This is a genomic window from Wenzhouxiangella sediminis, from assembly GCF_003410055.1.
Lineage (GTDB): Bacteria > Pseudomonadota > Gammaproteobacteria > Xanthomonadales > Wenzhouxiangellaceae > Wenzhouxiangella > Wenzhouxiangella sediminis.
In genome coordinates this window covers 38,728-57,875 of record NZ_QUZK01000035.1, presented here as the reverse complement: position 1 = coordinate 57,875, position 19,148 = coordinate 38,728, and the positions used below count along the sequence as shown (strand labels likewise).

Annotated in this window: 18 protein-coding genes; 13 read left to right on the top strand and 5 right to left on the bottom strand. The window is 65.1% G+C overall.

Going from position 1 to position 19,148, the window contains the following annotated elements; all coding sequences use genetic code 11:
- The first annotated feature begins 72 nt into the window (after positions 1 to 72).
- The 4 genes from DZC52_RS08110 (at position 73) to DZC52_RS08095 (ending at position 5,194) form a co-directional block, all read left to right on the top strand.
- Positions 73 to 2,175, top strand: coding sequence for a prolyl oligopeptidase family serine peptidase (locus DZC52_RS08110; protein ID WP_116650632.1), 2,103 nt, complete (start codon positions 73 to 75; stop codon positions 2,173 to 2,175).
- Positions 2,176 to 2,370: 195 nt separating this feature from the next.
- Positions 2,371 to 3,228 (top strand): RNA polymerase sigma factor RpoH, encoded by an 858-nt coding sequence (gene rpoH, locus DZC52_RS08105; protein ID WP_116650631.1) that lies wholly within the window; start codon positions 2,371 to 2,373, stop codon positions 3,226 to 3,228.
- Positions 3,229 to 3,326: 98 nt separating this feature from the next.
- Positions 3,327 to 4,400, top strand: coding sequence for a DUF2157 domain-containing protein (locus DZC52_RS08100; protein ID WP_116650630.1), 1,074 nt, complete (start codon positions 3,327 to 3,329; stop codon positions 4,398 to 4,400).
- A complete protein-coding gene (locus DZC52_RS08095; protein ID WP_116650629.1) occupies positions 4,397 to 5,194 on the top strand; it encodes a DUF4824 family protein in 798 nt (265 codons plus the stop codon). The genes DZC52_RS08100 and DZC52_RS08095 overlap by 4 nt, the downstream gene beginning before the upstream one ends.
- Before the next feature lie 13 nt (positions 5,195 to 5,207).
- Here the strand turns inward: DZC52_RS08095 and DZC52_RS08090 are convergent, their stop codons facing one another.
- The 5 genes from DZC52_RS08090 to amaB form a co-directional block, all read right to left on the bottom strand.
- Positions 5,208 to 6,683, bottom strand: a complete 1,476-nt coding sequence (locus tag DZC52_RS08090; RefSeq protein WP_116650628.1) for a serine hydrolase — start codon at positions 6,681 to 6,683, stop codon at positions 5,208 to 5,210.
- A gap of 71 nt (positions 6,684 to 6,754) precedes the next feature.
- Complete coding sequence (locus tag DZC52_RS08085; RefSeq protein ID WP_116650627.1) at positions 6,755 to 7,300, bottom strand: hypothetical protein; 546 nt, start codon at positions 7,298 to 7,300, stop codon at positions 6,755 to 6,757.
- Positions 7,301 to 7,382: 82 nt separating this feature from the next.
- Positions 7,383 to 8,411, bottom strand: a complete 1,029-nt coding sequence (gene murB / locus DZC52_RS08080) for a UDP-N-acetylmuramate dehydrogenase (protein ID WP_116650626.1) — start codon at positions 8,409 to 8,411, stop codon at positions 7,383 to 7,385.
- Positions 8,383 to 9,417 (bottom strand): quinone-dependent dihydroorotate dehydrogenase, encoded by a 1,035-nt coding sequence (locus tag DZC52_RS08075; protein ID WP_116650625.1) that lies wholly within the window; start codon positions 9,415 to 9,417, stop codon positions 8,383 to 8,385. Before DZC52_RS08075 ends, murB begins: the two co-directional genes overlap by 29 nt.
- Before the next feature lie 101 nt (positions 9,418 to 9,518).
- Complete coding sequence (amaB, locus tag DZC52_RS08070; protein WP_116650624.1) at positions 9,519 to 11,048, bottom strand: L-piperidine-6-carboxylate dehydrogenase; 1,530 nt, start codon at positions 11,046 to 11,048, stop codon at positions 9,519 to 9,521.
- A gap of 175 nt (positions 11,049 to 11,223) precedes the next feature.
- Between amaB and rpoE the strand changes: the two genes are divergently transcribed.
- The 9 genes from rpoE to rnc all read left to right on the top strand — a co-directional run bounded on the left by rpoE (position 11,224) and on the right by rnc (position 19,138).
- Positions 11,224 to 11,805: an RNA polymerase sigma factor RpoE gene (gene rpoE, locus DZC52_RS08065; protein WP_116650623.1), complete on the top strand. Its 582-nt coding sequence runs from the start codon at positions 11,224 to 11,226 to the stop codon at positions 11,803 to 11,805.
- A 13-nt stretch (positions 11,806 to 11,818) separates the two neighbouring features.
- Positions 11,819 to 12,421 carry a sigma-E factor negative regulatory protein gene (locus DZC52_RS08060; protein WP_116650622.1) on the top strand — a complete coding sequence of 201 codons (603 nt, stop codon included), beginning with the start codon at positions 11,819 to 11,821 and terminating at the stop codon, positions 12,419 to 12,421.
- A 4-nt stretch (positions 12,422 to 12,425) separates the two neighbouring features.
- A complete protein-coding gene (locus DZC52_RS08055; RefSeq protein ID WP_116650621.1) occupies positions 12,426 to 13,415 on the top strand; it encodes a MucB/RseB C-terminal domain-containing protein in 990 nt (329 codons plus the stop codon).
- A 9-nt stretch (positions 13,416 to 13,424) separates the two neighbouring features.
- Entirely contained in the window at positions 13,425 to 13,883 is a 459-nt protein-coding gene (locus DZC52_RS08050) for a SoxR reducing system RseC family protein (RefSeq protein ID WP_116650620.1), read from the top strand.
- A 23-nt stretch (positions 13,884 to 13,906) separates the two neighbouring features.
- Positions 13,907 to 15,316 (top strand): DegQ family serine endoprotease, encoded by a 1,410-nt coding sequence (locus DZC52_RS08045; protein WP_181918846.1) that lies wholly within the window; start codon positions 13,907 to 13,909, stop codon positions 15,314 to 15,316.
- 107 nt (positions 15,317 to 15,423) lie between these two features.
- Complete coding sequence (gene lepA / locus DZC52_RS08040) at positions 15,424 to 17,229, top strand: translation elongation factor 4 (protein WP_116650618.1); 1,806 nt, start codon at positions 15,424 to 15,426, stop codon at positions 17,227 to 17,229.
- A 4-nt stretch (positions 17,230 to 17,233) separates the two neighbouring features.
- Complete coding sequence (gene lepB / locus DZC52_RS08035) at positions 17,234 to 18,022, top strand: signal peptidase I (protein WP_116650617.1); 789 nt, start codon at positions 17,234 to 17,236, stop codon at positions 18,020 to 18,022.
- Between the two features lie 35 nt (positions 18,023 to 18,057).
- Positions 18,058 to 18,426 carry a DUF4845 domain-containing protein gene (locus tag DZC52_RS08030; RefSeq protein WP_181918845.1) on the top strand — a complete coding sequence of 123 codons (369 nt, stop codon included), beginning with the start codon at positions 18,058 to 18,060 and terminating at the stop codon, positions 18,424 to 18,426.
- A complete protein-coding gene (gene rnc / locus DZC52_RS08025) occupies positions 18,404 to 19,138 on the top strand; it encodes a ribonuclease III (protein ID WP_116650615.1) in 735 nt (244 codons plus the stop codon). The genes DZC52_RS08030 and rnc overlap by 23 nt, the downstream gene beginning before the upstream one ends.
- The last annotated feature ends 10 nt before the right edge of the window (positions 19,139 to 19,148 follow it).

Genomic DNA, 19,148 nt, shown 5'->3' with positions numbered 1-19,148 from the left:
TTTCGGCACAGGCACGTTGATGGTCGATCTGGCATGATGCGCCCGTTTGGGCCCAAATTCTGGAAATGGACAATGAAAAAGCTTTCCGCTGTACTGCTGACGGCCGGGCTGCTCGCCCCGGTGGTAACCATGGCGCATGACGATCCCTGGCTGTGGCTCGAGAACGTCGAGGGGGAGAACGCCCTGGCCTGGGCACGCGGCCAGAACGAGCGTTCGCTCGATGTCATCCAGTCCCACCCGCTGTTCGAGCCGATTCACGAGCGCGCGCTCGAGATCCTGACCTCCGACGAACGCATCGCCTACCCCTCGCTGATGGGTGGGGAAATCTACAATTTCTGGCGCGACGACGAGCACGTGCGCGGCATCTGGCGCAAGACCTCGCTGGAGAGCTATCGCGGCGAATCGCCGGGTTGGGACGTGATTCTCGATGTCGACGCCCTGGCCGAGCGTGAGGAGCGCAACTGGGTCTGGGCCGGCTCCAACTGCCGCTACCCGGCCTACGATCGCTGCATCGTCGGCCTGTCGATCGGCGGGGCCGACGCCGCCGTGCGGCGTGAATTCGATCTCGAGACCCGCGAGTTCGTCGATGACGGCTTCCGGCTCGACGAGTCCAAGAGTTCGATCACCTGGCGCGATCGCGACAGTGTCTTCGTCGGTCCGGCCTACACCGACGAGCAGGTCACCGATTCGGGCTATCCGCGCACCGTGCGCGTCTGGCGGCGCGGCACCGACCTGGCCGAGGCCGAAACCGTGTTCGAAGGCGAGAAGGGCGACGTGGGCGTCTTCTCCGCGCGCATCCACGACGGCGACGACCACTACGACGTGATTACCCGCGCGCCGACCTTCTTCACCCGCGAGTACTACTTGTTCGAAGACGGCGAGGCGAAGCGTCTCAACGTGCCGGCCGACGCCGAGCTTTCCGGGGTCATCGACGGCCAGCTGCTGGTCGACCTCAAGTCCGACTGGACGGTGGGCGAGCACACCTTCGCGCAGGGTGCCCTGGTGGCCGCACCGGTCGAGTCCTTCCTCGCCGATGCGCCCGCACTCGAGGTCCTGATCCAGCCGGGCGCTCGTCAGTCGATCAACGGCGTGTCGACCACCGACGGAGCCGTGCTGGTCAACCTGCTCGACAACGTCAACGGCAAGCTGTTGAGCTTTACCCGCGAGGACGGTCGCTGGCGGCAGAAGGAACTCGAGGTGCCGCAGATGGGCACGATTTCGGTCGTGACCGCCGACGATCGGTCCAACCGTTTCTTCTACAACTACACCGGCTTCCTGACCCCGTCGACGCTCTTCGAGGCCGACGCGGTGGCTGACACCCACCGTGAGGTCCGCGCCGAGCCGGCCTGGTTCGATGCCGAGGGTATGGAAGTGGCTCAGCACGAGGCCGAGTCGGCCGACGGCACGATGATCCCGTACTTCGTCGTGACGCCGTCCGGCTACGAGGCCGACGGCGCCAACCCGACCCTGCTGTCGGCCTATGGCGGCTTCGAGGTATCGCGCACGCCTTACTACTCCGGCGTGACCGGAACCGCCTGGCTCGAGCGCGGCGGCGTGTTCGTGCTGGCCAATATCCGCGGTGGCGGCGAGTTCGGACCGCGCTGGCACCAGGCCGCGCTCAAGGAGAATCGGCAGCGCGCCTACGACGACCTGATCGCGGTCTCCGAAGACCTGGTCGAGCGCAACATTACCTCGCCGGAGCATCTGGGCATCCAGGGCGGTTCCAACGGCGGCCTGCTCGTCGGCGCGGTGATGGTCCAGCGACCCGATCTCTACAACGCCGTGGTCTGCCAGGTGCCGCTGCTCGACATGAAGCGATTCCACAAGCTGCTCGCCGGGGCGAGCTGGATGGGCGAGTACGGCAACCCCGACGACCCCGAGCAGTGGGCTTACATCAGCGAGTATTCGCCCTACCAGAACGTCTCGGCCGATGGCGAGTACCCGAAGGCCTTCTTCACGACCTCCACGCGGGACGACCGGGTGCACCCGGGCCACGCCCGCAAGATGGTCGCGCGGATGCTCGACCAGGGCCACGACGTGCTCTACTACGAGAACATCGAAGGCGGCCACGGCGGCGCGGCCAACCTCAAGCAGCGCGCGTTCCTGTCGGGCCTGATCTACGCCTACCTGCACGAACGGCTGGGTTCGGCGGGCGAGTCGAATGCCGGTGGCTGAGCTGGAATCGGCGGCCGGGGGGGGCAGGGATTGTGCCCTGCCCCTTGGCTCTGTCCATCGATGCCCCAAGGTTTGGAACTTCGGGGACTCGACCGCAGTCAAAGCTCGCGAAAGGCAAAACGTACCAAATCGATCCTGATTTAGAGAGTCGACGGCTCGTTTGGTATAATTTGCGGTGAATCGAAGGAGGAATCCATGGCCAAGCAACTCGTACCCAGTCATCTGCTCGCGCCCGCCGGCACCGGCTCGCTGGATGCCTACATCCAGGAAGTCAACCGCATCCCGGTGCTGACGCTGGAGGAGGAGCAGGGCCTGGCGCGCCGTTATCGCGACGAGGAAGACCTCGACGCGGCCCGCCAGCTGGTCATGTCCCACCTGCGCTTCGTGGTGCACGTGGCGCGGGGCTACTCCGGTTACGGTCTGCAGATCGGCGACCTGATCCAGGAAGGCAATATCGGCCTGATGAAGGCCGTCAAGCGCTTCGACCCCGACCAGGGCGTGCGGCTGGTGTCGTTCGCCGTGCACTGGATCCGTGCCGAAATCCACGAATTCATCCTGCGCAACTGGCGCATCGTCAAGGTGGCCACCACCAAGGCGCAGCGCAAGCTGTTCTTCAACCTGCGCAAGCAGAAGAAGCGTCTGGGCTGGCTCAACCAGGCCGAGGTGAATGCCGTTGCCGACGACCTGGGCGTCAAGCCCGAAGTGGTCATGGAAATGGAATCGCGCCTGTCGGGCCAGGATGTCGGCTTCGACATGCCGACCGACGACGAGGAATCCACTTACATGGCGCCGGCCGCCTACCTCGAGGGCCTGTCGGCTTCCCCGGACGAAGCCGCCGAGGCCGAGGACTGGGAGCAGCATCACCACAACCTGCTGTTCGACGGGATCGAGAATCTCGACGATCGCTCGCGCGACATCATCCAGGCGCGCTGGCTGATGGACCCGAAGACCACGCTGCAGGAACTCGCCGACAAGTACGACGTGTCGGCCGAGCGAATCCGCCAGCTCGAGGCCGCGGCCCTGAAGAAGCTCAAGGCGCGCTTCGAGGCCTGAATTCCGGCCGAGCCGACGAGTTGATCCGAACGAATGACGCCCCGGTATTTGCCGGGGCGTTTTTTTTACCTGATACCTGAAACCACTATCATCAACACATGAGTGCTCTGCCCGATGCCCCCGATACCCGTAGCGCCGCCCAGGCGCGAATCGATCGGGTGCACGCTTTTCGCGAAGAGCTGGCCGCCCTCGAGCGCGAGCGCGTGCTGACGCTTGGTGACGCCGATCGGCAGCGCATCGACGACTACCACGCTGCAATCGAGGCCGAGCTGCGCGAGCGCTTCGATGTGGATGTCGACGAATCCCGCAAGCGCCTGTCCCTGGGCATGAGGATCGCCTCTCTGATCGGTGCCCTGGCGCTTTCGGCGGCCGTTTTCTTCTTCTTCTACCGGATCTGGGGGCTGCTCGACGTGCCGGTGCAGGTGGTGCTGCTGGTCGCTGCGCCTATCGCCGCGATCGTGCTAGCCGGCGTCGTGCATCGCCGCGAGCGGAGCGGCTACTTCACGTCCCTGGCGGCGCTGGTGGCCGTGGCCTGTTTCGTCCTGAACCTCGCCGTCTTGGGGCAGACCTTCAATCTCGTGCCCAGCCGCAACGCGTTTCTGCTGTGGGCCGCCTTCGCGCTGATCCTGGCCTACTCCTGGGGACTGAAGCTGGTGCTGACCGCCGGCCTGGTCAGTCTCGTCGCGTGGCTGTCGGCGACCGTCGGTGCCTGGGGCGGCCTTTACTGGCTGTCGTTCGGCGAGCGACCGGAAACCGTCCTGATCGCCGGCCTGCTGATCACGCTGCCGGGCTGGTTCTGGGGGCTGCCCCGACCCGAATTCCGGAACGTCTATCGCGTGTTCGGGCTGCTGGTGGCTCTCGTCAGCGTGCTCATACTCTCGCACTGGGGGCGGGCGAGTTTCCTCCCCCTGTCGGTTTCCCTGATCGAGGCGGGTTACCAGTTGCTCGGCTTCGCCGGCAGTGCGGTGTTGATCGTGCTCGGCATTCGGCGCGGCTGGCACAAGCTCTTCAACCTGGGCGCCACGTTCTTCCTGCTCTTTCTCTACACCAAGGTCTTCGACTGGTGGTGGGACTGGCTGCCCAAGTGGCTGTTTTTCCTCGTCGTGGGGCTGATTGCCGTCGGCTTCCTGCTGGTGCTGGGACGGCTGCGGCGAGGCGGAGGTGCGTCATGAAGATTCGGCTGTCGATCTTCGCCATCGCTCTGGTGGTCGTAGCCAACGCCCTGGTGCTGGTCGGCGTGGCCTGGAATCGCTCGGGCCAGCCGGCGTCGGTGCTCGAATTGACCGAGCGCGAACTGGCCCTGTCCCATGACCGCTGGTCGAACCGGGAGAGTACCGGCGTGTCCCTGTCGCTGCGTCTGGCCGACCAGGACTACGACTGGCTGGACGCGGGCAAACTCGCGGAGCTGGGCTTCGATGTCGTGCCCGCCGATCGCGACGATGGCCGCTACTGGCGAGGGCAGGAGCGCCGGCTGTTCGTCGCGCTGGAATACGACGGCCCGGCCTTCGAAGCCCTGCTCGACCAGCAGCGCTCGCGGCTGGAGCGGCTGCGATCGGAGCTGGCGGCCGGCGGGGCGAGCCGCCACGAAGTGGAAGCCGCCCGGAGCGGGCTGGAGCGTCTTCTCAGGGCCGGATCCAGGCTGGTCGCCGTCGATGCCGGAACCGACGCCGACGCGCTCCGGAATCGCTACGCGAACCCGGAGCGCCATGTGGTGACGCGGGGCCTGCTGCGAATGCATGCCATCGCCCCGCACGGTCGGGGTGAAGACCTGCGGCTGCGCGGCCGCGTCGGCCGGCTCCTGCCCGGTGAGGTCTACCTGCCGCGTCGCTTCCACGAGGCGCTTCGGCAGGCGACCGACGAGCAACGCAACGCGATCGACGCGCCGCCCCGCTATCGGGTCGAGATTCGCTGGGGCCGGGGACACGAGCCCTGGATCACCGGGGTCGTTCCAATCGACCCGCCCTGAGCGACCACGCGCCTCAGTCCGGCATTCCGGCGACCAGTTCGAGGATCCGGGAGGTGACGGACTGGATCGCGATCGCGTCGATGTTTCCCGCCTCGTTGTTGGACAGCGCCACGACGACCCAGGGCCTCGAGGCGCCGTCGGCCTGCAGCAGCCAGGCATGGGTCAGCACGTGCAGGCCGCTGATGCCGGACTCGAGGCTGCCGCCCTTGTACCAGACTCGTGCCCACTCGTTGCGGACGCCCGGCTGGGCGGCCTGCGACCCCATGGCGCGATCGACGACTTCGAACGCCGACGAGTTCCTCGGCAGGCCCTGGAGGCTGGCCAGGGTGCGGCAGATGTCCTCTGCGGTGGCGCGCCAGGTCCCTTCGGTCAGCAAGGCGTCGTGGAAGAACGGAAAGTCGATCGGGTAGGACGGCCCTTCCGGAACGATCTCGTCGTTCAGGAATTGTTCGCGGAAGGCCTGCGAACCGCTCACGTAGGACTGTGCCGTGGGCAGGTCGAAGCGCGTGAACACGTGGAACTGCTCGCTGATGTTGAGGAAGGGCTGCAGGAGCTGGGGATTCTCGACGCCGATATCGGCGAGCTGCCCGGCAATCGCCGTGCGGCCGACCAGCTCGTGGAGGTGGTCGGTGCTCGTGTTGTCGCTGTTGCCCATCATCAGGGTGGCCATGTGGTCCACGCTGAAGCTGGTGCCCAGCGGCTCTTCGTTGATGATGCCGCCGGCCGCGCGCTCGGCCGCGACCAGGGTAATCGGATCCTGCGGGTTCGAGAGGCCGTCGGCCAGGCGTTGCGCGACGGCGGCCAGCACCCACATCTTGAAGATCGAGCCCAGCGCCCGCGGCGTCTGTGCCTCCCGCTGGAGCACGGGCGAGCATTGTCCCTGGCTGTCGATCCTTCCGATGTAGAGACTGTTGGCGGGAGTGAGTCCCTGGAAGTGGTCGGCCGCCTCGCCGAGCGTCAAGTACTGGTCGCCGGGAAACTGGACTGATCCGGAGAAGTTGCCGACGCTGAAGTAGGTGATCAGGCCGCTGCCCGCATACTGGGTCCACAGGTTCAGATAGCCCAGTTCGGACGCCGGATTGTCGCCGTCGATGACGACGGTGGCGCGGGTCGGTGAGACGCCCACGACATCGACCACGACAGCGTCGGGAAACTGCGGTCGAAGTACGTCGTTGAAGAACGAGACCAGCCCGGGCTGGTCGAAGCCCCCCGAGAACCTGGCCTGGATTTCCGCCAGGCTCGTCGTTTCCGAAGCCGCCAGCTCGTCGATCACCCACTGCAGCCGGTCGGACAGTCCGTAGTCCGGCCAGTCGACCGTGCCGCCCGAACTGGGAAAGAGGGGGTGAATGTCTTCGCTGAAGGCCGATGCGAACACTCGATCGCTCCCTTCGCCGCAGTCGGCTGGCGGCGAAACCATCAGGAAGAGCGCGAAGAGAATCGGCAGGGCGGCGAGCCGGCCTGCGCTGGAAAAGCCTGAGAAGGACTGCATGCTGTGGACTCCGGGATTCGGGAATGACCTGCACAAGCAAGCGCATTCCCGCCCGGAATCCTGTCATGCCATCACGGTCGGGTCGCTCGAACGAGATTCAGGCCGGTGAGCAGGAGCATGATCGTCAGCAGGACCCGTGCCCAGTGGCCGTCCACAGGGACGGCAATCGGCTCGGGCGCACCGGCCGGCTCGGCCAGCGCGCCCTGAGCGATCCAGTCGCGGATGAGCGCGCGCTGCTGGGCATCGGTGCCTTGCATGCGAAAGCCGGGCCCGGCCGGAGCGTCGCAGTTGACGGCGAGGAAAAGGGCGCTGCTTTCGGGGCTGAAGGGTTCCACGCGCAGTCGGCTCGTATTGGTCGTACTGATCACGCCCACCAGATTGCCGTAGGACTCTCCGGGGCGGAGGTCCAGGCCGGCCGGCCCCGATGCGCCGTGACAACCCGTGCAGCTGTTGTCAAAGATGGGTTGGATCTGGCTCTGGAAATCGACCATCGGGGTTTCTGCGATGCCGCTGAGGTCGTCGCATCCGGAGGCGCCTACACCGGCCTGGGCAGCCGCACTCATGGCCACCAGGCCAGCCGCGCCGAGGGTGGTGCAGAATCTTCTGATCTTCGACATGGGAAGGCTCTCGCTCTCGATGCAATGGAATCGCGTCATGCTACTCCAAGCCCTCGCCGCTTGCGAGCGCCGACTGACCGGGCTAGCCCACCAGTTGGGGTTCCGGCTCGAGGGTCAGTCCGAAGCGGGCCTCGACCGAGTCGGTGATGGCGGTGACCAAGGCCATCAGTTCGGCTGTCGTGGCGCCGCCGTGGTTGACCAGCACCAGGGCGTGATGGGCGTATACGCCAACCCGGCCCATCGAGCGCCCCTTCCAGCCCAGGCTTTCGATCAACCAGGCGGCGGCGAGCTTGGTGCCGCCGCCGGGTAAGCGCCAATGCGGCAGGTCAGGGTGTTCGGCGATCAGTCGGTTGGCGGTCTCATCATCGACAATCGGGTTCTTGAAGAAACTGCCGGCGTTGGCCAGTCGTCTTGGATCGGGAAGGCGGTGGCGTCTCAGGCGCATCACCGCAGCCGTCAGCTGGCGTGGATTCGGAGCGCCGATGCGCCGCTTGGCCAGTTCGGCGGCCAGGCTGGCGTAGTCGGTTGCGGGCTCGAAGCGCCGGGTCAGCCGCAGCGTGATTTCGCAGATGATGAACCGGCCGCGATCGGCGGACTTGAAGCGACTGTCCCGGTATCCGAAGCGGCAATCCTCGCGAGAGAGGGTGACTCGCTTGCCGTTCTTGCGGTCGAGCGCTTCGAGCGACTCGAAGACATCGGCCAGTTCCACGCCGTAAGCGCCGATGTTCTGCATTGGCGCCGCTCCCACGGACCCGGGGATCATGACCAGGTTCTCGATGCCGTGCAGCCCCTTGTCCAGGCAGCGTCGCACCAGCGCATGCCAGTTCTCTCCTGCCGCCGCGGAAACGAGGACATCATCGCCCCGGGGCGTCATGCGCACACCCCGCATTCGGTTCAGGAGAACCCGGCCGGGGAAGTCGGCGACGAAAACGGTATTGGAGCCGCCGCCGATGATCAGTTCCGGCCTGGTCGATGAGGGCAGCTCGGCGAGTTGCTCGGGCGATTCGAGGCAGACCAGCTCGGCCGCGCGGGCTGGCAGTCCGAACGTGCTCAGGCCCGTCAGGTCGGCGTCACTTAAGACTTCAGGCGTGGTCTGCGAAACCATCGCCATCCCAGGCGCGGATACACTCCCGGATAAGGGTCGGCCCGCGGTAGATGAAACCGGTGTAGACCTGAACGAGGTCGGCGCCGGCGCGCTGCTTGTCGGCTGCGTCGGCGCCCCGGGTGATGCCGCCCAGCCCGATGATCGGAAAGTCGCGACCGAGCACGCGCCGTGCAAATCGCAACACATGATCGGCTCGTGACTTCAACGGGGCGCCGCTGAGGCCCCCGACCTCGTTGGAATGCGGGTGCCCGTTTACCGCAGTGCGATCGAGCGTCGTATTCGTCGTGATCAGTCCGTCGATACCCGATTGGCCAATGACTTTCAGCGATTCCGCCAACGCCTGTTCGTCCCAGTCCGGCGCAATCTTGACCAGTAGCGGTCGGTGGGCGCCGTGTTCTTCGGAGAGTCGATCGCGGCTCCGTTTCAGTTCGGACAGCAGCTCACGCAAGCGACCGGTATCCTGCAGTTCGCGCAGGTTGGCCGTGTTGGGCGAAGAGATGTTGACCGTCACGTAGTCGCAGTGGGCGAAGACCTTCTCGAGGCAATACCGATAATCATCGGTTGCGCGCTCGACCGGGGTTTCTTTCTGTTTGCCGATATTGGCGCCGACGATCCCGCCGAATTTCCGCTGCTCGAGGCGGTCGACCAGGTGGTCGACGCCCTTGTTGTTGAAACCCAGCCGGTTGATCAGGGCCTGGTGCTCGGACAGGCGGAACATGCGCGGCTTGGGATTGCCCGGTTGCGGCTTCGGGGTAACCGTGCCGACCTCGATGAAGCCGAAACCGAGATCGCCCAGCGCGTCGATGTGATCGCCGTTCTTGTCCAGGCCGGCGGCCAGACCGACCGGGTTGGGAAAGGTCAGTCCCATCAATTCGACGGGCTTGGACTCGGGCCTCCCGCCCATCAGGCGCGGCAGGCCGATCAGCCTGCCGGCCGAAAGCGCGTTCAGCGCGACATCATGGGCCGTCTCCGGGGGAAGGAGGAAAAGGCCGTTGCGGAGCCATTGGTACATCGGAGGTTCCAGGTTTCAGGTTTCAGGTTTCAGGCTCCAGGAAGGAAGCAACTGGCCCCTTTCCTGAAACCTGAAACCTTCAACCTGAAAACTTGCTGGGCTCACAGTTCGAACTTGATGCCCTGGGCCAGCGGCATTTCCTTCGACCAGTTGATGGTGTTGGTCTGCCGGCGCATGTAGGCCTTCCAGGCGTCGGAACCGGACTCGCGGCCGCCGCCGGTTTCCTTCTCGCCGCCGAAGGCGCCGCCGATCTCCGCACCCGAGGTGCCGATGTTGACGTTCGAAATGCCGCAGTCCGAGCCCTGGTGCGACAGGTAGTACTCGGCGTTGCGCAGGTCGGTGGTGAAGATCGACGAACTCAGGCCCTGGCGGACGTCGTTCTGCATTCTCACCGCGTCCTCGATGTCGCTGAACTTCATCACGTAGAGGATGGGGGCAAAAGTTTCTTCCTGGACGATGTCCCAGTGGTTCTCGGCCTCGATGATGGTCGGCTCGACGAAGAAGCCTTCCCGGTTGACGCGATTGCCGCCGGTCAGCACCTTGCCGCCGGCTTCCTTGGCGCGCTTGACGGCGTCGAGGAAGCTGTCGACAGCCTGCTCACCGGTCAACGGGCCCATCAGGGTGTTTTCGTCGAGGGGGTCGCCGATGCGCACCTGGCCGTAGGCATTGACCAGGGCCTCGACCGTCTGGTCGTAGATCGACTCGTGGACGAACAGGCGGCGCGTGGTCGTGCAGCGCTGGCCGGCCGTGCCGACGGCGCCGAAGACGACGGCGGGGACCGCCAGCTTGATGTCGGCGGATTCGTCCATGATGATGGCGTTATTGCCGCCGAGTTCCAGCAGGCTCTTGCCCATACGCGCGGCGACGCGCTCGCCGACCATGCGGCCGACCTTGCTCGAGCCGGTGAACGACAGCAGGTTGACGCGCTCGTCGTCGATGAAGCGCGCGGCCAGGTCGTTGGTCGGCTCCATGAAAGAGGTGAACACCGGCGGATAGTCGGTGTCGGCCAGGGCCTCGTTGATGATGTTCTGCACGGCCGAGCAGCACAGCACGCCCTTCGGGCTCGGCTTCCAGATGGTGGCGTTGCCGCAGATGGCCGAGATGAAGGCGTTCCAGGCGTAGACGGCGACCGGGAAATTGAAGGCGGTGACCACGCCGACCACGCCGAGCGGGTGCCATTGCTCGTAGAGGCGGTGGCCGGGGCGCTCGGAGTGCATGGTGTTACCGTAGAGCATGCGCGACTGGCCCAGGGCGAAATCGCCGATGTCGATCATTTCCTGGACCTCGCCGTCGCCCTCGGGCTTGATCTTGCCCATTTCCAGCGAAACCAGCGAGCCGAGTGCGTCCTTGTAGTCGCGCAGGGCGTCGTTGACCAGCCGCACGGCGTTGCCGCGTTCCGGGGCCGGCACCTGGCGCCAGGCCAGCGCGGCTTCCTGGGCGGTCTTGATGACCTTCTCGTAGTCCTCCACGGAGGCGCCGCTGACGCGGGCGATGACGCTACCGTCGGTGGGGTTGATCGACTCCACGAGGTTGTCCTCGCGTACCGGCGCATGCTGGCCGGGCCCGAAACAGGCGCCCGGATTGATGTCCTTGAGTCCGAGGCGTTCGAGAAGTTGCTTGTGATCGCTCATGACCGCTTTCTCCTGAGATTTGTCCACTTGGAAAACGGAGTATTATCGCATCCTGCGCCGGGCAGGTCAGACCCGCGCCATGATATTCTCCGACGATTCATGAAACTATCCGGCCGGGCCATGGTCTAGTTCCAGCGTGAGCCCGGTCGCCTATGCAAGGACAGGAAATGCCCCGATGGGCGAGCGGGAAGTCGATCAAGAACTGGTAGAGCGTGTACAGAGCGGTGACAAGTCGGCTTTCGACCTGCTGGTCGGCAAATACCAGCACAAGATCGTCAGCCTGATTTCCCGCTATGTAACCGACCATGCCGAAGCCATGGACGTGGCCCAGGAAGCATTCATCAAGGCCTATCGAGCAATCGGCCGTTTTCGCGGCGACAGCGCGTTCTACACGTGGCTGTACCGGATTGCCATCAACACGGCCAAGAATCACCTCGTCGCCCAGAGCCGGCGACCGCCGCAATCCGACGTTGACGCAACGGATGCGGAACAATTCCAGGTGGATTCGCGTCTCAAGGAGCAGGATTCGCCCGAGCACGACGTGCTGCGGGCCGAAATCGAAGAGACGATCCACCAGGCGATCGCGGACCTGCCCGAGGACTTGCGGGTCGCCATTACCCTTCGAGAACTCGACGGCATGAGTTACGAAGACATCGCCAAGACCATGGACTGCCCGATCGGCACGGTCCGGTCGAGAATCTTCAGGGCCCGAGAGGCCATCGACGCGCGGCTTCGGCCGCTGCTGGACAACCAATAGGAAGTGCTGACACATGAGTGAATCGAGCCGGGAAAACCTGTCGAGCCTGATGGACGGTGAGCTGGACCGGAAAGGACGCAAGTTCCTGCTGAGACGCCTGGCCGGCGATGCCGACATGAAGGCCAGCTGGAATCGCATGCACGCGGTCAGGGCCTGTCTGCACCAGGAAAAGCTCGCCACCGGCGACCTGGTGGCCCGGGTATCCGCCGCCCTGGATGCCGAGCCGGTCCCCAGCAGAAGCCTTCCGGCCCGGCTTCTGCGGCCCGTCGCGGGCGGCGCAATTGCCGCGAGCGTGGCGGTGATGGCCATTGTGGGTATCAACTCCAGCATGCTCGAACAGCAGGGCGCCGCTTCGCTCCAAGGCGACGAGCCCGGCTTCGTCAGCCGTCCGACCGAACTGGACAAGCCGTTCACGCAATCGGCGGTGCCGGTCAGCTACTCCGAGGATCGCCGCGCCCAGCGGCAGCGCATCAGCGGCTACGTGATGCGTCACCATCAGGCGGCCGGCAGCACCGGCTTCGTCTCATGGGTGCCCATCGTGACCGACATGAACGAAGACGAGCGGCAGGGTGAGCCGACCGCTTCGGAAGCCGACGCCCGCGTGGGCGAACCCTGAATCGATGCGCATTCCCGAACTTCGCTGGATGCTGGCGGTACTGATCGCGGCTGCCACGCTGGCCGCGCCGGCAAGGGCCGAGGAGACGGTCCAGCGCTGGCTGGATCGCATGTCGCGCGCGGTCGAGACCCTCGACTACCGCGGCACCCTGGTCAACGTGCGCAATGGCGAAGTCGATACGCTGAGGATCATCCACCGCGCCGACGAGGACGGTGTGCGGGAAAGGATCTACTCGGTCGATGGTGTGCCGCGGGAAGTTCTCAGGGAGGGCGACAGTGTGCGCTGCGTCCTGCCAGGCGACGAACCGATGATGCTCGAGAGCCAGTTGGCCGGGCGTCTGCTTCCTTCGCTGCCGGTCAACCGCCTGCTCGGTCCCGAGTCCGGATACCGGATGACAATGGGTGGCCGAGAACGCGTGGCCGGCATGATGGCGCGCATCATCCACATCCAGCCGCGTGACGCCTATCGCTATGGGTCGCGCCTGTGGCTGGAGGAACGCACGGGCATGCTCCTGCGCTATGCGCTCATTGATCACGACGGCCGCCAACTCCAGCAGTTGTCCTTCACCTCGCTGGAGCTGGGCGCGAACATTTCCGACGCCGAGCTCGAGCCCGAGCTGGTCGGCCAGCAGTTCACCACCGAGTCGATCGACGAATCGATCCACTCTGCAGGATCGAGTGTCGGACCCGTGCCGGTCAGCCCGCGCGTGCCGCGCGGATTCCGGCTGGTCAACGCCGGCCAGGGGCGCGGCGCCGGGGGGGCTGAATTCGATCACCTCCTTTACAGCGACGGACTGTCGAGCTTTTCCATCTATATCGAGCGGGCCGGTGAGGAGACGATGGCCGGCCGGGTCGAGACCATGGGTCCGGTTCACGTCTACACGACCCAGAGCGGCGGCAGGCTGTTCACCGTCGTCGGCGAGGTGCCCGCGGCGACGGTCGAGTTCGTCGGTCGTCAGCTCCGCCGCACGAGTCGCCTGCCGTCGCGTCGCTGACCCGGCGCCATGATCTGGCAGCTCGCACGTGTCGTCTCCATCGATGCGGAGCGTCTGACCCTGCTGTTCTCGGCGCCGGAAGAATGCGAGCGGTGCGCGCGGGGGGAAGGATGCGGCGCGGGTGTGTTCGCGCGCCTGTTCAGCCGTCGGGCGACGTGCGTGACCTTGCCCGGAAGCCTGCCGGTTTCCTGCGGTGACTGGGTGCGTGTCGGACTCGAGCCCCGTCAGCTGGCGTTCGCAGCGGCCGTGCACTACGGCCTGCCCTTGCTCGGATTTCTGGCGGGCGTGGTCGCCGGGCACGTGGCCATGGGCGGCCGGCCGGGGCAAGACGCGGGCGCGCTGGCGGCCGGTCTGGTGGCTTTCCTCGCCGTTGCGCGGTTGCTGGCCCGCGGCGCGCGACCCGTGTTGAATCCTGCGCTCGAGCGCTTGTCATGCACTCGAGGCGACACCAACTCTTCCTTCAGCTAGCAACAGCAAAAGGATTGCTCATCATGCACAGAACCTTCAAACCGTTCGCGACTCTGATTCTGGTGCTGCTCGTCCAGCCGGTGCTGGCGCAGCCGGACTTCACCGGCCTGGTCGAGGACTCGATTCCGGCCGTGGTCAACATCGAAACCACGCGTTTCGGGACGCGGCCGGACGAGGCGCCCGAGAATGATCGGCGGATGCCCGAGGACATGCCCGAGTTCTTCCGGCGCTTCTTCGACGAACCCTACGGTCGCCGCGGTCAGCCCGACCGCATGGGCGGGGGTTCCGGCTTCATCCTCGAATCCGACGGCCTGGTGATCACCAACCACCACGTCATCGACGGGGCCGACGAGATCATCGTCCGGCTCTCCGACCGGCGCGAATTCGAGGCCGAGCTGGTGGGCTCGGATGCCGAAACCGACATTGCCGTCCTGCGCATTCCGGCCGAAGACCTGCCCACGCTGGAGTTCGGGTCGACCGACGATCTCAAGCCGGGAGAATGGGTCATCGCCATCGGCTCGCCGTTTCAGTTCGAACAGTCGGTCACCGCCGGCATCGTCAGCGCCAAGGGCCGAAGCCAGGGCGCGCAACAGCAGTACGTGCCGTTCATCCAGACCGATGTGGCGATCAATCGCGGCAACTCCGGCGGCCCCCTGATCAGCACCGACGGCAAGGTGGTCGGCATCAATTCCTGGATCCTGAGTTCGCATGGCGGCAATATCGGCCTTTCGTTCTCGATCCCCAGCGAGGTGGCGCAGAACTCCATCGGGCAGTTGCTCGACACCGGCCGCGTCGCGCGCGGCTTCCTCGGCGTGCAGCTGCAGGCGGTCAGCCGCGAACAGGCCGATGCACTGGGGCTGGAGCGTCCGACCGGCGCGCTGATCAACCGGGTCGAGCCCGGCAGCCCGGCCGAAGAGGCCGGTATCGAGGTCGGCGACGTCATCCTTGCATTCAACGGCACGCCCATCGATCAGCATTCCGAACTGCCGCCGCTGGTGGGTATGGAGCGTCCGGGGACGGAGGCCGAAATGACGATCTGGCGCTGGGGCGAAAGGCAGACGGTCGAGGTCACCCTGGGTGAACGCGAGGCCGATGCCGTCGAAACCGGCAGCGACGGTGAAGGCGCCGTGGAGCCCTCCAATGCCCTCGGGCTGATCGTGGAGCCGCTGACCGACGACCTTCGCAATCGCTACGGAGACCCCGAAGGCGGTGTCCTGATCGCCGAGGTCGAGAGCGACAACGCCTATCGTGCCGGCATCCGCCGCGGCCAGTTGATCCTGATGATCAACAACCAGCCGGTCGGCGACATGGGCGACTTCAACGAGATCGTCGAAGGCATCGAGCCCGAGCGTACCGTTGCGCTGCTCGTCCAGCAGGCCAATGGCGCCACCGCATTCCTGGCCTACCGGCCGGAAAACGGCGGCGGGGAGTGATGCGATTGGTCTCCGGACCGGTCGGGCCGGTATAATCCCCGCTCTTTGACCCGTGATCGCCCCCGTGACCCGCGGGGGCGATCTGATTGCGCAGCCGCGAAGGATCCATGAACAACACCCGCCACATCCGCAACTTTTCGATCATCGCTCACGTCGACCACGGCAAGTCGACGCTGGCCGATCGTTTCATCCAGGCCTGCGAGGGCCTCACCGAGCGGGAGATGGCCGAACAGGTGCTCGATTCCATGGATCTCGAGCGTGAGCGGGGCATCACCATCAAGGCCCAGAGCGTGACGCTGGACTACCACGCCGACGACGGGCAGGTCTACCAGCTCAATTTCATCGACACGCCGGGGCACGTCGACTTTTCCTACGAGGTCTCGCGTTCCCTGGCCGCCTGCGAGGGCGCGCTGCTCGTCGTCGACGCCGCGCAGGGCGTTGAGGCGCAGAGCGTCGCCAATTGCTACACGGCTGTCGAACAGGGCCTGGAAGTGATTCCGGTCATCAACAAGATCGACCTGCCGGCAGCCGATCCCGAGCGCGTCAAGCACCAGATAGAGGACATCATCGGCATCGATGCCTCCGATGCGCTGCTGGTCAGCGCCAAGACGGGCGAGGGCGTGCGCGAGATCCTCGAGGCCCTGGTTCGCCGGATTCCGCCGCCGGAGGACAAATCCGACGCGCCGCTGAAGGCGCTGATCGTCGACTCCTGGTTCGACAACTACCTGGGCGTCAATTCGCTGGTTCGCATCAAGGAGGGACGGCTGAAGAAGGGCGAGAAGATTCGTGTGATGTCGTCGGGTGACGAGCACCAGGCCGACCAGATCGGGATTTTCACGCCCAAGCGGCGCCCGCGCGACACGCTGGGCTGCGGACAGGTCGGATTCATCTCCGCCGGCATCAAGGAAGTCCACGGCGCTCCCGTGGGCGATACCATCACCAGCGCGCGTACGCCCGCCGACAAGCCCTTGCCCGGCTTCAAGCCGCTCAAACCCCGCGTTTTTGCCGGCGTGTTCCCGATCGACGCCTCGGACTATCCCGACCTGCGCGAAGCGCTCGAGAAGCTGCAGCTCAACGATTCGGCGCTTCAGTTCGAGCCCGAGACCTCCATGGCCCTGGGCTTCGGTTTTCGTTGCGGCTTTCTCGGCATGCTGCACATGGAGATCGTGCAGGAACGCCTCGAGCGCGAGTACGATCTCGACCTGATCACGACCGCGCCGACGGTGATCTACGAACTCGAGATGACCGACGGCGAGATCGTTTCGCTGGACAATCCGGCCGGACTGCCGCCGGCCAACAAGATCTCCGAGATTCGCGAGCCGGTGATCCTGGCCAATATCCTCGTGCCGCAGGACTATGTCGGCGGCGTCATCGGCCTGTGCGAGGAAAAGCGCGGCGAGCAGCGCGACATGCGCTTTCTCGGCGGCCAGGTGCAGCTCAGCTACGCCCTGCCGATGTCGGAAGTGGTCATGGACTTCTTCGACCGCCTCAAGTCGGTCAGCCGCGGCTTCGCCTCCTTCGAGTACGATTTCCTGCGCTACGAGGCCGGGCCGTTCGTGCGTCTGGACCTGCTGATCAACGGCGAAAAGGTGGACGCCCTGTCTACGATCGTGCATCGTGACCAGGCCGAGCGCCGCGGCCGCGAGCTGGCCGATCGCATGCGTGAGTTGATCCCTCGCCAGATGTTCGATGTGGCGATCCAGGCCGCGATCGGCTCGCATGTCATCGCGCGCTCGACGGTCAAGGCCTACCGCAAGAACGTGACCGCCAAATGCTACGGCGGTGACGTCTCGCGCAAGCGCAAGCTGCTCGAGAAGCAGAAGGCCGGCAAGCGCCGCATGAAATCGGTCGGCAAGATCGAGATTCCGCAGGAGGCCTTCCTGGCCGTGCTGCGAACCGATTCGGAGAAATAGAACGATGCATCTGGATTTCGCACTCATCCTGACGGTGCTGACGTTGGTTACCGCCGTGTTCTGGTTGATCGAGCGTTACTACTTCCGGCGCCGTCAGGCCCATGAAGAAGAGCCCGAGGGCGCGCACAAGACCGTCGAAGTCGTCGGCTCGCTCTTTCCCGTACTGTTGCTGGTGCTGGTCTTTCGCTCTTTCCTGTTCGAGCCGTTCAAGATTCCTTCCGGCTCGATGATCCCGACCCTGTGGATCGGTGATTTCATCGTCGTCAACAAGTACGCCTATGGTCTTCGGTTGCCGGTGCTCAACAGCAAGATCCTGGAAACCGGTGATCCAGAGCGCGGCGATGTGATCGTCTTCCGTTTTCCCGAAGACGAGCGCGTCAACTACATCAAGCGAGTCGTCGGCCTTCCCGGCGACACGATCACCTACCGCAACAAGGTGCTCTACATCAACGGCGAGCCGGTCGAGCAGGAGCCCGCCGGTCGCTGGGAAGGCGTGGGGCTCAACCGCAACCGTCCGGGCACCGATCCGGTCAAGCGCCTCGAGTACCTGACCGAAGACCCGCATCCCGTCGTGATCTATCCGAGCCGCCCCAACGGGCGCTTCGAGTCGGTCACCGTACCCGAGGGGCATTACTTCGTGATGGGCGACAACCGCGATCAGTCGCTCGACAGCCGTTCCTGGGGCTTCGTGCCGGAAGAGAACCTGGTCGGCAAGGCCGTTCGTATCTGGATGCACTGGGACTGCTCGCGGGGCTGTGTCGACTTCAGCCGAATCGGTGATAGAATCGAATGAACCGGGGGGCACCGAAACCAGAGGGACCTGGAATAATGAAATCACTGCAAAACCAGCGTGGATTGAGCCTGCTCGGCTTCATCTTCATTCTCGTCCTGGTTCTGTTTTTTACCTATATCGGCATCAAGCTCGTGCCCATCTACCTCAATCACATGTCGGTGATGAGCGAGGTGAAGGCAGTCGCTTCGCAGCCGGGGTCGGCCAACAAGCCCCCCAACACGATTCGGAGAGAGCTGCTGCGGCGAATGAGTGTCAGCTACATTGATCACGTCGAGCCCCAGCACATCACGATCGAGCGGGCCGATCAGGTCAGGATCGTAGTCAAGTACGACGTGCAACAGCACCTCATCGGCAACATCGACGCGATCGTGCGATTCAACAGTGCCGAACCCCTCCGGAACTGAACGCCTGGATCGAATTCCCGGTATCGACTACCGGTTCGGTGACGCGGGCCTGCTCCAGCAGGCCCTGACGCATCGCAGTTTCGGCCCCCGCCATTACGAACGCCTGGAGTTTCTCGGCGACAGTCTCCTGAGCATGGTCATTGCCGAGCAGCTCTTCCACCAGAGACCGCATGCCGCGGAAGGGGACCTCAGCCGGCTGAGATCCCGCCTGGTGCGAGACGTCACCCTGGCGCGGCTCGCCAGGGAGTTGAATCTCGGCGATTACCTGCGCCTGGGGGGCGGCGAGCTCAAGAGCGGCGGATTTCTCAGGGAGTCCATCCTGGCGGATGTGGTCGAGGCGATCATCGGCGCCATCTATCTCGACGGGGGATTCGAGGCCGCCCGCCGGGTACTCAGGGAGTTGTTTGCCGAACGTCTCGCCGATCTGCCGGATGCCGACAGCCTCAAGGACCCCAAGACGCGCCTTCAGGAGTTGCTGCAGGGGCGGGGTTATGAGTTGCCGGTCTACAGCGTGATTTCCGAGTCGGGCGCCGACCATGCCAAGCGATTTGAGGTCGAGTGCAGTGCCGGTAACCTGGCCGAGCCGGTTCGCGCCGAGGCGGGAAGCCGCCGCAAGGCCGAGCAGGCGGCCGCGCGCCTGATGCACGAAAACCTCCTGAGCCTGCTCGAGTCGGGCAACCCGCGCCCGGCGGCGAGTTCAAACAGCAACTGATTCCTGATCC

Bases quoted from the DNA above. Each gene is read 5' to 3' on its own strand.
- DZC52_RS08110 (WP_116650632.1), top strand. From the start codon at position 73: ATGAAAAAGCTTTCCGCTGTACTGCTGACGGCCGGGCTGCTCGCCCCG.
- rpoH (WP_116650631.1), top strand. From the start codon at position 2,371: ATGGCCAAGCAACTCGTACCCAGTCATCTGCTCGCGCCCGCCGGCACC.
- DZC52_RS08100 (WP_116650630.1), top strand. From the start codon at position 3,327: ATGAGTGCTCTGCCCGATGCCCCCGATACCCGTAGCGCCGCCCAGGCG.
- DZC52_RS08095 (WP_116650629.1), top strand. From the start codon at position 4,397: ATGAAGATTCGGCTGTCGATCTTCGCCATCGCTCTGGTGGTCGTAGCC.
- DZC52_RS08090 (WP_116650628.1), bottom strand. From the start codon at position 6,683: ATGCAGTCCTTCTCAGGCTTTTCCAGCGCAGGCCGGCTCGCCGCCCTG.
- DZC52_RS08085 (WP_116650627.1), bottom strand. From the start codon at position 7,300: ATGTCGAAGATCAGAAGATTCTGCACCACCCTCGGCGCGGCTGGCCTG.
- murB (WP_116650626.1), bottom strand. From the start codon at position 8,411: ATGGCGATGGTTTCGCAGACCACGCCTGAAGTCTTAAGTGACGCCGAC.
- DZC52_RS08075 (WP_116650625.1), bottom strand. From the start codon at position 9,417: ATGTACCAATGGCTCCGCAACGGCCTTTTCCTCCTTCCCCCGGAGACG.
- amaB (WP_116650624.1), bottom strand. From the start codon at position 11,048: ATGAGCGATCACAAGCAACTTCTCGAACGCCTCGGACTCAAGGACATC.
- rpoE (WP_116650623.1), top strand. From the start codon at position 11,224: ATGGGCGAGCGGGAAGTCGATCAAGAACTGGTAGAGCGTGTACAGAGC.
- DZC52_RS08060 (WP_116650622.1), top strand. From the start codon at position 11,819: ATGAGTGAATCGAGCCGGGAAAACCTGTCGAGCCTGATGGACGGTGAG.
- DZC52_RS08055 (WP_116650621.1), top strand. From the start codon at position 12,426: ATGCGCATTCCCGAACTTCGCTGGATGCTGGCGGTACTGATCGCGGCT.
- DZC52_RS08050 (WP_116650620.1), top strand. From the start codon at position 13,425: ATGATCTGGCAGCTCGCACGTGTCGTCTCCATCGATGCGGAGCGTCTG.
- DZC52_RS08045 (WP_181918846.1), top strand. From the start codon at position 13,907: ATGCACAGAACCTTCAAACCGTTCGCGACTCTGATTCTGGTGCTGCTC.
- lepA (WP_116650618.1), top strand. From the start codon at position 15,424: ATGAACAACACCCGCCACATCCGCAACTTTTCGATCATCGCTCACGTC.
- lepB (WP_116650617.1), top strand. From the start codon at position 17,234: ATGCATCTGGATTTCGCACTCATCCTGACGGTGCTGACGTTGGTTACC.
- DZC52_RS08030 (WP_181918845.1), top strand. From the start codon at position 18,058: ATGAAATCACTGCAAAACCAGCGTGGATTGAGCCTGCTCGGCTTCATC.